Origin of the sequence: Caulobacter sp. FWC26, assembly GCF_002742645.2 — a bacterium.
Taxonomy (GTDB): Bacteria; Pseudomonadota; Alphaproteobacteria; order Caulobacterales; family Caulobacteraceae; genus Caulobacter.
In genome coordinates this window covers 4377001-4391965 of sequence record NZ_CP033875.1, presented here as the reverse complement: position 1 = coordinate 4391965, position 14965 = coordinate 4377001, and the positions used below count along the sequence as shown (strand labels likewise).

At 65.8% G+C, this 14965-nt stretch carries 13 protein-coding genes and 1 tRNA gene; 8 read left to right on the top strand and 6 right to left on the bottom strand.

Annotated features, from left to right (window positions below; translation table 11 throughout):
- Nucleotides 1–5: 5 nt before the first annotated feature.
- Nucleotides 6–1283, top strand: a complete 1278-nt coding sequence (locus CSW63_RS22530; protein WP_062096743.1) for a serine hydrolase — start codon at nucleotides 6–8, stop codon at nucleotides 1281–1283.
- On the opposite strand, the gene CSW63_RS22525 is transcribed toward CSW63_RS22530, so the two are convergent.
- Nucleotides 1280–1735, bottom strand: coding sequence for a COG3650 family protein (locus tag CSW63_RS22525; RefSeq protein ID WP_062096741.1), 456 nt, complete (start codon nucleotides 1733–1735; stop codon nucleotides 1280–1282). The two genes, CSW63_RS22530 and CSW63_RS22525, sit on opposite strands and share 4 nt — an antisense overlap.
- A gap of 27 nt (nucleotides 1736–1762) precedes the next feature.
- Between CSW63_RS22525 and CSW63_RS22520 the strand changes: the two genes are divergently transcribed.
- The 4 genes from CSW63_RS22520 (at nucleotide 1763) to CSW63_RS22505 (ending at nucleotide 5290) form a co-directional block, all read left to right on the top strand.
- Entirely contained in the window at nucleotides 1763–2944 is a 1182-nt protein-coding gene (locus CSW63_RS22520) for a DNA cytosine methyltransferase (RefSeq protein ID WP_062096985.1), read from the top strand.
- On the top strand, nucleotides 2904–3719 hold the full coding sequence (locus CSW63_RS22515) for a helix-turn-helix domain-containing protein (protein ID WP_168193716.1): 816 nt from the start codon (nucleotides 2904–2906) through the stop codon (nucleotides 3717–3719). Before CSW63_RS22520 ends, CSW63_RS22515 begins: the two co-directional genes overlap by 41 nt.
- A 111-nt stretch (nucleotides 3720–3830) precedes the next feature.
- Nucleotides 3831–4817, top strand: coding sequence for a cysteine synthase A (gene cysK, locus CSW63_RS22510; protein ID WP_062096739.1), 987 nt, complete (start codon nucleotides 3831–3833; stop codon nucleotides 4815–4817).
- 17 nt (nucleotides 4818–4834) lie between these two features.
- Nucleotides 4835–5290, top strand: coding sequence for a very short patch repair endonuclease (locus tag CSW63_RS22505; RefSeq protein ID WP_062096737.1), 456 nt, complete (start codon nucleotides 4835–4837; stop codon nucleotides 5288–5290).
- On the opposite strand, the gene CSW63_RS22500 is transcribed toward CSW63_RS22505, so the two are convergent.
- From CSW63_RS22500 to CSW63_RS22490, 3 genes are all read right to left on the bottom strand, one after another.
- Nucleotides 5224–7026: an ATP-binding protein gene (locus CSW63_RS22500; protein WP_062096735.1), complete on the bottom strand. Its 1803-nt coding sequence runs from the start codon at nucleotides 7024–7026 to the stop codon at nucleotides 5224–5226. The genes CSW63_RS22505 and CSW63_RS22500 overlap by 67 nt on opposite strands.
- Before the next feature lie 146 nt (nucleotides 7027–7172).
- On the bottom strand, nucleotides 7173–7457 hold the full coding sequence (locus tag CSW63_RS22495) for a DUF167 family protein (protein WP_062096733.1): 285 nt from the start codon (nucleotides 7455–7457) through the stop codon (nucleotides 7173–7175).
- Nucleotides 7458–7460: 3 nt separating this feature from the next.
- On the bottom strand, nucleotides 7461–7775 hold the full coding sequence (locus tag CSW63_RS22490) for a YggT family protein (RefSeq protein ID WP_062096732.1): 315 nt from the start codon (nucleotides 7773–7775) through the stop codon (nucleotides 7461–7463).
- Between the two features lie 106 nt (nucleotides 7776–7881).
- Here CSW63_RS22490 and CSW63_RS22485 point away from each other — a divergent pair.
- A tRNA-Ala gene (locus CSW63_RS22485) sits at nucleotides 7882–7957 on the top strand.
- Between the two features lie 156 nt (nucleotides 7958–8113).
- On the opposite strand, the gene tkt is transcribed toward CSW63_RS22485, so the two are convergent.
- Nucleotides 8114–10075: a transketolase gene (tkt, locus tag CSW63_RS22480; RefSeq protein WP_062096730.1), complete on the bottom strand. Its 1962-nt coding sequence runs from the start codon at nucleotides 10073–10075 to the stop codon at nucleotides 8114–8116.
- A 197-nt stretch (nucleotides 10076–10272) separates the two neighbouring features.
- Here tkt and CSW63_RS22475 point away from each other — a divergent pair, with 197 nt between their 5' ends.
- On the top strand, nucleotides 10273–12309 hold the full coding sequence (locus tag CSW63_RS22475; protein WP_062096728.1) for an NAD(+) synthase: 2037 nt from the start codon (nucleotides 10273–10275) through the stop codon (nucleotides 12307–12309).
- A 108-nt stretch (nucleotides 12310–12417) separates the two neighbouring features.
- Nucleotides 12418–13728 carry a mannose-1-phosphate guanylyltransferase/mannose-6-phosphate isomerase gene (locus tag CSW63_RS22470; RefSeq protein WP_062096726.1) on the top strand — a complete coding sequence of 437 codons (1311 nt, stop codon included), beginning with the start codon at nucleotides 12418–12420 and terminating at the stop codon, nucleotides 13726–13728.
- Here CSW63_RS22470 and CSW63_RS22465 read toward each other — a convergent pair.
- Nucleotides 13712–14872 (bottom strand): AGE family epimerase/isomerase, encoded by a 1161-nt coding sequence (locus tag CSW63_RS22465; RefSeq protein ID WP_062096984.1) that lies wholly within the window; start codon nucleotides 14870–14872, stop codon nucleotides 13712–13714. The two genes, CSW63_RS22470 and CSW63_RS22465, sit on opposite strands and share 17 nt — an antisense overlap.
- Nucleotides 14873–14965 lie beyond the last annotated feature (93 nt).

Sequence of the window (14965 nt, the reverse complement as noted above, 5' to 3'; positions counted from 1 at the left end):
GCCGTGTGTCCAAGAAGTTCGTGCTCGCCGCCGTCGCGGCGTTGCTGCTCTGCGCGGAGGCCGGGCCGACAACCGCCGCCCCCGCCGGCGCCGCCGAGGCCCTGACGAGCGTCAAGATCGACAAGGCGCGGATCGATACGGCGCTGAAGGCGATGGTCGACAGCGGTCGGGCCGTCGGGGTTTCGGCTTTGGTCTGGCAAGACGGCGAGGAGCGCTATTTCGGCGTCGCCGGCATGGCCGACCGCGAGGCGGGCAGGCCCATGGGCCGCGACACCCTGGTCCAGATCTTCTCGATGACCAAGCCGGTGACGGGCGTGGCCCTGATGCAGCTGTGGGAGCAGGGCAAGTTCGGCCTGGACGATCCTCTGGCGCGCTATCTGCCGGAGTTCGCCGACATGAAGGTGTCGGACGCCAAGGGCGGGGTGCGGTCCGCGGTCCGGCCGATCCTGGTCCGCGACATCCTGCGCCACACGGCGGGCTTCTCCTATGGCTGGGGCGACAGTCCGGCCGACGCGGCGTTCCGGTCGGCGGATCCGCTGAACCTGAAGAACGACCTTGCCGAGTTTGGCCGGCGCATCGCGACCGCGCCGCTGCTCTACGATCCCGGCGAGCAATGGAGCTATAGCGCAGCGGTCGATGTCCAGGCCCTCCTGGTGGAGAAGCTCTCCGGGCAGCCCTTCGAGACCTATGTGCGAGCGCATATCCTGGATCCTCTCGGCATGAAAGAGACAGCCTGGACCCAGCCGGAGAGCGCCTTCGCCCGACTGGCGGCGACCTACAACAAGGGGGCGGACGGAAAGCTGGCGCGCCAGGCCGACGCCGAGACGCGGGCGATGAACTTCGATGCCAGTCGCCGCCTGACGATGGGCGGGGCCGGGCTGGTCGCGCCGATCGACGATTACGCCCGCTTTTCGCGCATGCTGCTGAACGGCGGCGCGCTGGAGGGGGTGAGGATCCTGAAGCCCTCGACGGTACGTTTGATGGCGACCGATCACCTGGACGCGCGCGTCACCGCGCGGAGCTGGCTTCCCAGCAAGGGCACGGTCGGCTTCGGCTTCGACTTCGCCGTCCGCAAGAGCCCGCCCCAGACGCCCGAGGAAAATCGCGGCGCGGTCGGCGAGTTCTTCTGGGACGGCCGCGAGACCACGCTTTTCTGGGTCGATCCGGTCAACCGGCTGACGGCCGTGTTCTTCGTCCAGACCTATCCGTTCGACATGACCTTGCACCGCGACTTCCGTGCGGCGGTCTATGGCCCCGGCTATCTGGGACCAAAAGGCGACTAGGGCAGGGGCTGAGCGGCCAGGGCGGCGGTCTTCGCGGCGCAGCCCCGCAGGGTCTCGCCGTCGATCCAGACCTCGGCGGCGTAGCCGTAGCGGCGATCCGACATGCCGTCCGAGCAATCGCCGGGCGTCAGGCGCAGCACCAGCCGCCGCTCTTCGGCGGTGGCGTCCCAGACCCCCTGTTCGCCGTCCGCGCGGACGCCGGGATTGGCTGTGGCGACGTCGGCTTGGTCGGGGCGTGACAACGTGAGGCTCTCGGCGCGGACCTTCACCGACCAGAACGGTTCGGTCCCCACCGCGTCGAAGTCGCCGGAGTAGTCCGGACCCACCGTGACCGGCGCGTCGGCCGGCGGCGGAGCCTCCTCGGAGGCGCCCATCGGAGCGCCGCAGGCGGCGAGCGTCAGGGCGACGGCGACAATCCCGGTCGTACAATGCAATGCAACGCTATGCTTCATGGTGCGGCTCACGCTAGAATCGTCGCGATGACAAAGAGTTCCTCCCCCACATTCTACGAGTTTTTCGCAGGCGGAGGCATGGCTAGATTGGGCCTTGGAACCAAATGGTCGTGCGTATTCGCCAACGACTTCGATCCCGTTAAGGCAAGCGCATATCGAGCCAACTTTGCAGACGCGGACAAGCATTTCCACGAAGGTGATGTTTGGAAGATTGGGGCGGATCGTCTGCCCGGCACTGCTGATCTGGCCTGGGCGTCTAGTCCCTGCCAAGACTTTAGTTTGGCGGGTAATCGAGCTGGGTTGAAGGGGGGGCGTTCATCGGCGTTTTTTGGCTTCTGGAGGCTCATTAAGTCTCTTAACGCCGAAGGCCGAGCGCCGAGAACCGTTGTTGTTGAAAACGTAGTGGGCTTACTAACCTCCCATGGGGGGAAAGACTTCGAAGCGCTTTGCCAGGCTTTCTTCGACGAAGGGTACCGCGTTGGTGCATTTGAGATCGATGCGGCACGCTTTGTCCCGCAGTCTAGGCCCAGAGTTTTCGTAGTGGCAACACGGGAGAATGTACCCGCGAGTTTAGCTCGTATAGAGCCAAAAGCCCCATTTCACAGTCGACGAGTAATACAGGCGAAGCTTGCGCTACCAAAATATCTACAAGAACGGTGGGTTTGGTGGGATATGAACTATCCGCCGCCGGGTAACCAGAGCGTAGAGTCGATAATTGAGCCTGACGAATCTGTCAGATGGTTCTCAGAAGAGAAGTCAAAATCTATATTGAATCTATTCAATGAAAAGAATTCAGAGAAGATAGATATAGCGATCTCTCGTGGTGGAAGAGCGGTAGGTACTATATTCCGTCGAATGCGTGTTGAGGGCGGTAAAAAGATTCAGAGGGCTGAGATTCGATTTGATGGCGTGGCAGGTTGTCTGCGCACGCCCCGAGGGGGGTCGTCGCAGCAATTTGTTGCCGTAGTGGAAGGCGGGGGCGTCAAGATTAGAGCCCTGACGCCCCGAGAGGCTGCTCGACTAATGGGGTTGGGGGAGCACTACTTGCTGCCGGCTACGCGAACTGCGGCGCTAAGCATTACTGGCGATGGCGTTGTTGTGGACGTTGTTCAGTTTCTCGCGGAGAATGTGCTCGATAAGTTGATCAACTTGAAGGGTGATGGCGTCGATGAGCCAGCAGACCGAGGGGATTTGGCGCTCGCTCGATAGGACGGAGGTTGCGCTTATCAAGCGCATGAAAATGAATGGCCTACCGCGCGACTTTATCATGTCGTTTTTCGTTCGGCCTGGGCGGAAGATTTCTGCTGCCGCGCCCAATGAGATTATCAAGAAATTCCCTGACATATCTCCCGCCTCTAATGAAGAGGTGGCTCAATTTATTGAAAGACGAATAAGAGAGACCAGCAATAGCGATAGAAATCATGGCTTTAACCCGGTTAGCTCGCTCAGGGTGCATGAGATATTAGATCTCACTAGCGATGGACAGTCCGCTCTGCCTGGCTTCGAAAGCCACTTCGCAGAGTTCAAGCGCGAAATACCAGCGGAAAAGGCCGGAAAAGCAAAGATTGCTAGATCTATGGCATCATTCGCTAACAATAACGGTGGATATTTATTCTTCGGAATTTGTGATGATGGACATATTATCGGCATTGATGATAGTCAGAATGTTGAAAGATTTTGGAATGATATATCAGATGTCGTAACGCGAAATTTCTCGCCATTCTTTCCGTGGGAGCGAAGCGTTGTAGAAATATCTGGAAAGATGATAGCGGTAATTTACGTTTTCGCATCAGACGCAAAGCCGATATATTCGAGCTCGAATTTTACAAAACACATAGAAGAGGGCTCTATATATTTTAGATATAATCGCAGTAGCGAGAAGATAAAGGCTGGCGATCTATTTAATATTCTTCAGAAAAGAGATCAGCGGGTCGCCGCCTCTGCGCTCGCCGAGGGTGCTGCCGTGACTCAAACAAGCGCTTAATAGCGCTTATTGATAGCAAAACTGCAAGCCTCGCTGCGGAATGACCCCCTGACAGCGGCCTGAGGCGGGTCTAGGGTGCCGCCCTCCCGCAACAGGCCCCAGGGTGTTCCGATGGACGACGCTTCCTCCCTCTATGACGCCGCCCGCTTCAAGCGCGCCGGTCGCGGCAAGATCTATGACTCGATCATCGACACGATCGGCGACACGCCGCTGGTGCGCCTGCCGCGCCTGACGGTCGAGCTGAACCCCAAGGCCGAGGTGCTGGCCAAGCTGGAGTTCTTCAATCCGATCGCCTCGGTGAAGGACCGGATCGGCGTCTCGATGATCGAATCGCTGGAGGCCCAGGGCGTGCTGAAGCCGGGCTCGACGATCGTCGAGCCGACCTCGGGCAACACCGGCATCGCCCTGGCCTTCGTCGCGGCCGCCAAGGGTTACAAGCTGACCCTGGTCATGCCTGAGAGCATGTCCATCGAGCGTCGCAAGATGCTGTTGCTGCTCGGGGCCAAGCTGGAACTGACCCCGGCGGAGAAGGGCATGCGCGGCGCCGTCGCCCGCGCCCAGGAGCTGATCGATGCGACGCCGGGCGCGGTCATGCCGCAGCAGTTCGAAAACGGCGCGAACCCGTTGATCCACCGGGTCTCGACCGCCGAGGAAATCTGGAACGACACCGCCGGCGCCGTGGATGCTGTGGTTTCGGGCGTCGGCACGGGCGGCACGATCACTGGCGTGGGGCAGGTGCTCAAGGCGCGCAAGCCGTCTCTGAAGATGGTGGCCGTCGAGCCCGAAGCCTCGCCCGTGCTGTCGGGCGGCGCGCCGGGTCCGCACAAGATCCAGGGGATCGGCGCCGGCTTCGTTCCGGGCGTGCTGGATCGCGGCGTGATCGACGACATCGTCCAGGTCAGCAACGACGACGCCTTCGCCATGGCCCGCCGTGCGGCGGCGACCGAGGGCCTGCCGGTCGGCATCAGCTCCGGCGCGGCGCTGACGGCGGCCTTCGATCTGGCCCTTCGCGACGACTACAAGGGCAAGACCATCGTGGTGATCATCCCGAGCTTCGCCGAACGTTACCTGTCGACCGCCCTGTTCGACGGGCTCTAGCCCCGGGGGCGGGCGCCTTGACCGACGTCTATGACAAGGCCAAGCGCTCGGCCGTCATGGCGCGGGTGCGGAGTCGGGACACTGGGCCTGAGCTTCGCCTGCGCCGAACGCTGACGGGACTAGGCGTCCGCTACCGCCTGCATCGCAAGGACCTGCCCGGCTCACCCGACATCGTGATGCCCGGGCGGCGGCTGGCGTTCTTTGTCCACGGCTGCTTCTGGCACGGCCATGACTGCCCGCGCGGCGCGCGGGTCCCGAAGGCGAACCGGGACTATTGGTTGGCCAAGGTCGCCCGGAATGTCTCGCGCGACGCGCGGACGCAAACCGAGCTGATGGAGGCGGGCTGGCGGGTCGAAACCGTTTGGGAATGCGACTTCAAGGACGAGGCCGCCCTGGTCGCCCGTCTTCAGGCGCTGCTCGACAAGACTTCCGGTTTCGCGCGCCCTGCGTCGTCCCGCGCCGCCAGCACTTGAGACAGCGCCGAGAACAGTTCGGCCGGGTCGATCGGCTTGGCGACGTGCGCGTTCATTCCGGCCGCCGTGCACGCTTCCCAGTCCTTGGCGGTGGCCGAGGCCGTCACCGCGATAACCGGTGCTTCGCGATTGGGGCCGGCGCTGGCGCGGAGCCGGCGCGTGGTCTCGCGACCGTCCAGGCCCGGCATGTAGACGTCCATCAGAACGGCGTCGAAGACCTCTGATCCGAGCAACTCCAGGGCCTCTTCGCCGGATTCCGCCAAGGTGGCCTCCACGCCGAACGGCTGCAGGATCAGCTCGACGGCCCGGCGGTTCACCACATGGTCGTCGACGACCAGGACTCTGAAGCCGCTGATCGAGGGCCCTGCAGGGCGCAGCGCGGGCGCCTCGGCGGGCTCAAGGAGAACGGACAAGCGGAAGCGGGCGCCCTGGCCGGGTTCGTTGGCCGCCGTCAGGTCGCCGCCCATCAGACGCGCCAGTTCGCGGCTGATCGCCAGGCCGAGGCCCGATCCGCCATGCTGGCGCACCACGGACTCGTCGAGCTGATCGAACGGGGTGAACAGGCGCGTGATCGCCGCTTCGGGAATGCCGGGACCGGTGTCGACCACATCGATGATCAGGCGCACCTGGTCGCCGACGTGCTCGGTTTCCAGCGTGACGGCGACGCCGCCACGGCCCGTGAACTTCGCGGCGTTCGAGAGAAGGTTGTTCAGCACCTGCTTCAGGCGCATCGCGTCGCCGGTCACCCACTGCGGCACGGTCGATGCACCGGAGACGCGAAGCTTAAGGCCCTTGCGCGCCAGTTCTGGCCGCCACAGCCTCAAGGTGTCCGACAGGCTCTGGCGCAGGTTGAAAGGGGATTTCTCCACCGACATGCGGCCGGCTTCGAGGCGCGAGAAGTCGAGAAGATCGTTCAGAAGCGTGCGCATCAAGCCGCCGGCGTCGGTGATCAATTGCGCGTGCATCTTGGAGCTGGGCTCGGGAACCTCGGCGTGCAGGCGCGCCGCGCCAGCGAGGATGGCGCTGATGGGCGTCCGCAGCTCATGACTGATCATCGCCACGAAGGCCGACTTCGCCGCGACAGCTTCCTCGGCCTCGTGCCGACGGCGCTCGGCTTCGGTCTTGGCGTCGGCCTCGGCCTGCAGCGCGGCGCTTAGCGTGCGCGAGGCGACCGCGACCGCCGCGATCAGCAGCAGGGCGCCCAGCCACAAGGCGTGGGCGAGCGGCGCATCAGGGTTCGCCTCGTGGGCGATGACCGGAATGATCAGCAGATAGATGATGTGCGGCGCGGCCGCAGAGATCGTGGCCGAGCGCAGGCTGCCGTTGACGATGACCACGTTCATCAGCGCGCCCGCCAGCAGCATGCCGCCCAGGGTGGGGGCGAAGCGCTCGTGCGACGCGAAAAGCGGAATGGAGAGGAAGCCGAAGATCGCCGAAGTCAGGAAAGGCGCGACGGTGACGGACACCAGACGCCAGCGCTCGTGACCGGAGCGCGGTTGATCGGCCAGCCACGCCGCCAGACGGGTTTCTAACAGCTGGATCGCCGTATACAGGGCCGCCCAGAGCCAGACCCATCGCATGCCGACGAAGACGTCCAGAATCACCGAGATCACCAGGGTGGAGCCGAGGCGCAGGTACATGTTGGCGCGTCGCGAGGCGACGGCCCGAGCCACGTCCTTGTCCACTGTCATCGCGCTCATCAGCGCCTTCCCCCCGAGATCGTCGCGCGACCCCATTTCAACCTAGGCTAGGCGCGAAGGGCTAAGAGGAGATGAAAGCCGCCCGTCGCGTCAATGGGGCGGCCCCGGGACGGGTTTTGGAAGGAAATTGCGCCCTTTTGCCACTGCACGGGCAAGTCTTCGGTCCGAAACGGAACCTGCGGCTACGGCGGCGCGCCGAAGGCTCGCGCGATGTCGGCGGCCTCGACGCCATCCAGCTCCAGGCGCTTGACCCGCGCGGTGTCTCCCGAGACCACGCGAACGGCCGAGCGCGGGATTTTTAGGGCCTTGGCGAGGAAGGCGATGAGGGCCGCGTTGGCCGCGCCCTCCACCGGCGGGCTGCTGACGCGGACCTTCAGATAGGGGCGGCCATCGCCGTCGCAGGCCCAGCCGTCGGCGGCGTCGCGGCCGCCGCGCGGAGTGAGGCGAACGACGAGGCTCAGCGCCAAGTGTCAGCCGACCAGGCCGACCAGCGTCATCCTCAGCGCCGGCAACAGGTAGTTCTGCACGCCCGAAATGATCAGCAGCACGATGATCGGGCTGATATCGACGCCGCCCAACGACGGGATCACGCGCTGGAACGGGCGCAGCACCGGTCCGGTCACGCGATCGAGGAAGTCGAGGATCTGGTACACGGCGTTGTTGCGACGGTTGATGACGTCGAAGGCCACCAGCCAGCTCAGGATCGCCGAGATGACGATCGCCCACCACAGAAGGCTGAGCAGGCCGCCGAGGATGAAGAACACGAAGTTGATGAGGGCGGTCATGAGGGTCCTGTCCTGACTTTTCGCTTCTTGCCGCGCCACGCGCGTGCTGGCAAGCGAAGGAGCCGCTTGACGAGCGCGCTTTGGGGCCGTATCTCCGCCGCTCCTTGGGGCCGTAGCTCAGATGGTAGAGCGCCTCGTTCGCAATGAGGAGGTCAGGGGTTCGATTCCCCTCGGCTCCACCAAGGACCCCCTAACCCGTTTAGTGACGCCGTCCTGGCGGGGCGATTTCAGCGTTTTCTTGCCTTCACGCTTCGACGCCCTGCGACGTCACGTCACAGGGCTTGCGCACGCATGGAGGAGCGGCGCGACGGTGGGTCCATCGCGCCGCGAATCAGGTTTCAGGCGGACGCCGCTTCGGCCACGGCCTCTGCGGTGATGCCAAATTCCTTATAGAGACGCTCGAACGGCGCCGAAGCGCCGAAGCTCTTCATGCCGACGAACTTGCCGTTTTCGCCGATAAAGCGCTCCCAGCCCATGCGCACGCCGGCTTCGACGGCCACGCGAACCGGGGCCTTGCCGATGACGGCGGCCTGGTAGGTGGCGGGCTGCTGGTCGAAGAGCTCCCAGCAGGGGGTGGAGACGACGCGGGTCGGCTTGCCCTGAGCCTGCAGGATGTCGCGCGCGGCGACGGCCACGCCCACCTCGGTGCCCGAGGCGAAGATGGTCACCTGAGCCTCGCCGCCCTCGGCCGCCAGCAGCTCGTAGGCGCCCTTGGCCGACAGGTCGCCGCCCTGGGTGCGCACGTGCGGGGTCTTCTGCCGCGACAAGGTCATCACGGACGGGGTGCGCTGGTGCTGCAGGGCAGCTTTCCAGCACTCGGCGGCCTCGACCGCGTCGGCCGGACGGAAGACCAGGAGGTTGGGGATGGCGCGCAAGCTGGCGACGTGCTCGACCGGCTGGTGGGTGGGGCCGTCCTCGCCCAGACCGATCGAGTCGTGGGTCATCACGTGGACGACGCGGGCCTCCATCAGGGCGCCCAGGCGGATGGCCGCGCGGCTGTAGTCGGCGAAGGCCAGGAAGGTGCCCGAATAGGGGATGATCCCGCCGTGCAGGGCCATGCCGTTCATGGCCGCGGCCATGCCGAACTCACGCACGCCGTAGTGGACGTAGCGGCCCTCGTAGCCGGGGGCGTCGAAGGCGCCCATGCCCTTGACCAGGGTGTTGTTGGAGCCGGTCAGGTCGGCCGAGCCGCCGATCATCTCGGGGATCGCCGGGATCAGATGATCCAGGGCCGAGCCGGAGTGAACGCGGGTGGCGTTGACCGGCTTGGTCTCCAGGGCCTTGGCGATGTGGGCGTCCAGCGCCTCGAAGGCGTTGGCCGGCAGCTCGCCCTTCATGGCGCGGCTGAAGTCGGCGCCCTCGGCCGAGGCGGCCAGCTTGGCCTCCCAGGCCTTGCGGACCTTGGCGCCGCGACGGCCGACGCTCTTCCAGGCCTTGGCGATGTCGTCCGGCACGGTGAAGGGCGCAGCGTCCCAGCCCATGGCCACGCGCGAGGCGGCGATCTCGTTGTCGAACAGGGTGTAGCCGTGGCTGTGGGGGTCGCCTTCCTTGGGGCCCGCGCCCTTGGAGATCAGCGTCTTGCACGCGATCATGCTCGGGCGGTCCTGCTTGGTGGCCCAGCGCAGGGCGGCGGCGATCTTGCCGTGGTCATGGCCGTCGACGACCTTCACCGCCCAGCCGGCGGCCTTGAAGCGGGCGACCTGGTCGCCGGTCTCGGCGATCGTGGCCACACCGTCGATGGTGGTGTTGTTGTCGTCGAACAGCACCGTCAGCTTCTTCAGGCGCAGGCGGCCGGCGATGCTGATGGCCTCGTGGCTGACGCCTTCCATCAGGCAGCCGTCGCCGGCGATCACCCAGGTGCGGTGATCGACGAGATCAGAGCCGTAGCGCGCGGCCAGATGGGCCTCGGCCATGGCCATGCCGACGGCGGTCGCCAGGCCCTGGCCCAGCGGACCCGTGGTGGTCTCGACGCCGGGCGTGTGATGGACTTCCGGGTGGCCGGGGGTCAGCGAACCCCACTGACGGAAGTTCTCGATCTCCTTCATCGTCACGGCCTTGAAGCCGGTCAGATGCAGCAGCGAATAGAGCAGCATCGAGCCGTGGCCGGCCGACAGCACGAAGCGGTCGCGGTCGGCCCAGTCGGGCTTGGACGCATCAAACTTCAGGAACTTGCCCCACAGGACCGTCGCCACGTCGGCCATGCCCATCGGCATGCCCTGGTGTCCGGACTTGGCCTTGTGCACGGCGTCCATGGAAAGGACGCGGATCGCGTCGGCCATCTTGATGGGCGAAACGGGCATGAGGGCTTCCGTCTTTGTATGTTTTGCAGGGCTGCGCGAGGGGCGCACTCGCATGGGAACCCCCGAGGGTCAACCCGCGCGGAGCCGCTTAAGCGGCGCGGAGCCTGTCTCGTGGGCGCTTTGCAACATGGCCCGCAGGGTTTATAGCTGGAATAAGACTTATGCTCAGTTTAAGCATAACCTGAAAGGCTGGTCCCTTGGGTCGTCCGTCGTTCTTCTCGCCCTACCGCCACGGGTTCGTGCGTGTGGCCACCGCCGTACCCAAGGTCAAGCTGGCGGATCCGGCGACCAACGCCCGGAACATCCTGGCTCTAGCGCGTGACGCCCATGACGCCGGTGTGGCGGTCATCGTGTTCCCGGAGCTGGGTCTCACGGGCTACACCATCGATGATCTGTTGCAGCAGGATGTGTTGCTCGACGCCGTCGAGGCCGCGATCGCGACCCTGGCGGAAGAGAGCGCCGATCTTGCCCCGATGATCGTGGTTGGCGGCCCGATCCGCGACGGGGGGCGCCTCTACAATACGGCCATCGCCGTTCAGGGCGGCAAGGTCCTGGGCGTCATTCCCAAGAGTTTCCTGCCCAACTATCGGGAGTTCTATGAGCGGCGCTGGTTCACCCCCGGCGCCGGTGTCTCGGGCAAGACCTTGAATCTGGCCGGCCAGTCGGTCCCCTTTGGGACCGACATCCTGTTTCGCGGCGAGGGCGTGTCGTCCTTCACGGTGGGCGTCGAGATCTGCGAGGATCTCTGGACCCCGACCCCGCCCAGCACGGCCCAGGCCCTGGCCGGGGCCGAGATCCTGCTGAACCTGTCGGCCAGCAACATCACCATCGGCAAGTCCGAAACACGGCGCCTGCTCTGCGCCAGCCAGGCTTCCCGGATGATCGCGGCCTATGTCTATTCGGCGGCCGGGGCGGGAGAGAGCTCGACCGACCTGGCCTGGGACGGCCACGTGGATATCCACGAGATGGGCGCCCTGCTCGCGGAGACCCCGCGCTTTTCGACCGGGCCGACCTGGACCTTCGCCGATGTGGACGTCCAGCGCCTTCGGCAGGAGCGGATGCGCGTCGGCAGCTTCGGCGATGCGATGGCTCTCGCGCCGGCCAAGACGCCGTTTCGGATTGCCTCGTTCACGTTCGCCGCGCCTGTCGGCGATCTGGCGCTGGCCCGGCCGATCGAGCGTTTTCCGTTCACCCCGTCCGATCCCGCCAAGCTGCGCGAAAACTGCTATGAGGCCTACAACATCCAGGTCCAGGGCCTGGCGCGGCGCCTGGAGGCCTCGGGCCTGAAGAAGCTGGTGATCGGCATTTCGGGGGGGCTGGACTCGACCCAGGCCCTGCTCGTGGCCGCCAAGGTCGTGGATCAGCTCGGCCTGCCGCGGACAAATATCCTGGCCTACACCCTGCCGGGTTTCGCGACTTCGGACCGGACCAAGTCGAACGCCTGGGCCCTGATGACAGCGATGGGCGTCACCGCCGCCGAACTCGATATCCGGCCCGCGGCGACCCAGATGCTGAAGGATCTGGATCACCCGTTCGGGCGCGGCGAGCCCGTCTACGATGTGACCTTCGAGAATGTCCAAGCCGGGCTGCGCACTGACTACCTGTTCCGGCTGGCCAACTACAACGCCGCCCTCGTGGTGGGCACCGGGGATCTGTCGGAGCTGGCGCTGGGCTGGTGCACCTACGGCGTCGGCGATCACATGAGCCACTACAATCCCAACTGCGGCGCGCCCAAGACCCTGATCCAACACCTGATCCGCTTTGTGGCTCACTCTGGCGACGTGGACGCCGACGCTGCGGCCCTGCTCGAGGATATCCTGGCGACGGAAATCTCGCCGGAGCTTGTGCCGGGGGAAGAGGTCCAGGCGACCGAGAGTTTCGTGGGTCCCTACGCCCTGCAGGACTTCAATCTCTACTACATGACCCGCTACGGCATGGCGCCGTCCAAGATCGCGTTCCTGGCCTGGAGCGCCTGGCGTGACGCCGATTGCGGCGCCTGGCCCGCGGGCCTGCCCGAAGCCGCGCGCCGCGCTTACGATCTGCCGGAGATCAAGCGCTGGCTGGAGCTGTTCCTGAAGCGGTTCTTCGCCAACCAGTTCAAACGCTCGGCCGTGCCGAACGGGCCGAAGATCTCGTCGGGCGGCGCGCTGTCGCCCCGGGGCGACTGGCGGATGCCCTCGGACGTCACCGCCGACGCCTGGCTGTCCGAGCTGCGCGCGGGCGTGCCCGCCTGAGGAAATCCCCCCTTTGCGGAAAAACCTTCGTTACTGTCGGCTTTGCCTTTAAGCAGGCGGCGCAAGAGCCCTATCAGGGGCGAAGACGGCTGTTTACGAGGACAAGTCTTGGCGGCGATCTATCCGGTGATCCTGTGCGGGGGCTCTGGCACCCGTCTCTGGCCCGCGTCGCGTAGCGACCAGCCCAAGCAATTCCTCAAGCTGGTCGGCGACCGCTCCTCGTTCCAGGAAACCGTCCTGCGCGTGAAGGACATCCCTGGCGTGGCCGAGGTTGTCGTCGTGACCGGCGAGGCGATGGTCGCTTTCGTGGCCGAGCAGACCGCCGAGATCGGCGCCTGGGCCACGATCCTGGTCGAGCCCGAGGCCCGCGACAGCGCGCCGGCCGTGGCCGCCGCCGCCGCCTATGTCCAGGCTCAGGACCCGGCCGGCGTGGTCCTGATGCTGGCCGCCGACCACCACATCGCCCAGCCCGAGATCTTCCAGCAAGCGGCTGTCACCGCCGCCAGGGCGGCCGAGCAGGGCTATATCGTCACGTTCGGGGTGCAGCCGACGGTTCCGGCGACGGGCTTTGGCTACATCCGTCCCGGTGCGCCGCTCCTGGACGGTTCGGTGCGCGAAGTCGCCGCCTTCGTCGAGAAGCCCGACCAGGCCACCGCCGAGCGCTACCTGCTGGAGGGCTATCTCTGGAACAGCGGCAACTTCGCCTTCCAGGCCTCGACCCTGCTGGCCGAGTTCGACGTCTTCGAGCCCACGGTCGCCGCCGCCGCCAGGGGCTGTGTCGCCGGCCTGGCGCTGGAGGCTGGGATCGGCAGGCTCAACCGCGAAGCCTTCGCCCAGGCCAAGAAGATCTCGCTCGACTACGCGATCATGGAACGCACCCAAAAGGCCGCCGTGGCGCCGGCCGCGTTCGCCTGGTCGGATCTGGGGGCCTGGGACGCGATCTGGGAAGCCTCGACGCGCGACGACGACGGCAACGCCTGGGCGGGCGATGTCGAGCTGCACGGATCGTCCAATGTCCTGGTGCGGTCGACCGGACCCTATGTCGGCGTGATCGGCGTCAACGACATCGTCGTGGTGGCCGAGCCTGACGCGGTGCTGGTCTGCCATCGCAAGGACAGCCAGGCGGTCAAGACGCTCGTGGACGGCCTCAAGGCCAAGGGTCGTTCGATCGCCTCGCGTAAGAACGCCGTCTCGAACGGCGCCGAAACGTTGGTCTCGACCGACGGTTTCGACGTCGAACTGCGCCGCTGGTCGGCGGGCGAGACGGTGCTGCTGCCCGTCTCGACGATCCAACTTCTGGAGGGTGTGATCGAGATGGGCGGCGAGGTCTACGCCGCCGGAGCGCTCTTGACGCTGGATGTCGAGGGTCAGGCCCGCGCGATCGGCGCCGCGACCCTGCTGGTCACGCGGCCGCGCTGATCACGCGGTCCATCTCCAGGATCGCGAGGACGATGTGGTAGAAGGAGCTGGCTGGGGCCGGCTCTTCCACGAAGGTCTCGTCGGCCAGGTACTTGTCGCGCCAAAGGCCCGGAACCGGCGTGCGCAGATAGGCCAAGAGGCCGACCGCGGCGGATACGGCCATCTCCCAATACTTGGCGTCGCCGGTGGTCTCCGCGGCGAGCACCGCCGCCTTGATCCGTTCGGTCTGAGGCCAGAGACGCGCGGCGGCGTCGTGGACGGAATAGTCGTCCAGCAAGGCGTTGATCGCGACGCCCCGGGCGAAATCGGTTCCCAGCTTCTCGGCGTCGTCGATCATTTTCAGGGCGGCGGCCGTCGCGTCGGGGCGACCGGCCAGCTTGCCCCATCGCAAGAGCAGCCAGCCCCATTCGAACTGATGCCCCGGCTCGCAGATGCGGCCCTCGACGCCCGGCGCCGGGTTCCAGTCGAGGTCGAAGAACTCGCGGACCATGCCCGTCTCGGCGTGGATGAATCTGGCCAGGGCCAGTTCGGCGATCTCGTCGGCCAGGGCGAGCCACGCCGGGTCCGCGTCGATTTCGTTCCACGCCAGCATCGCCTCGAACAGGTGCATGTGCGGGTTCGATTGTAACGGCGCGGTGGGCGGGTTCGCCTGGTGGAAGCCCGCGACCGGATGCTTGCGCTCGGCGATCAGGCGTTCGCGCACCACAAGGGCGAGGCTACGAACGTCTTCCGCGCGCTCCGGCAGCGCCTTGGCCACCGCCGCCAGGGCGAAGATCGCGAAGGCCTGGTCGTAGAGGTCGGCGGTGTCGTCCAGGGCTTCGCCGCTGGGGCCCACCAGGGTGCGGAACTGGCCGTCGGCGCGGCGATAGGCCGACAGGAAGAAGTCCAGCCCGTGTTGCACGGCGGCGCGCCAGGGGCCCCGCCAGCCCAGCTCGCCCGCGATGGCGTAGGCATAGATCTGGCGCGGAAGAACCCGCCCGCGTCGAGGTCCGTCAACGGCGCGGCCCTCAAGGTCGATCTTCTCGAAGAAGCCGCCCTTCGAGCGGTCCGCGCCGATCTCCCACCAGATCGGATAGGCGGTCTCGGCCGCCCAGGTCTTCAGGCGATCGCGAAGGCGGGCGGCGTCGGCGAAGGCGTCGGTCATCGGGAGCTCCATCGGCGTTTCCTTCTAGGGAGGTTGCGGCCCAAGGCCAAGACGGCGACTTGGCGACCGCTCGCCGGCCGGTTAGTGCTCCGC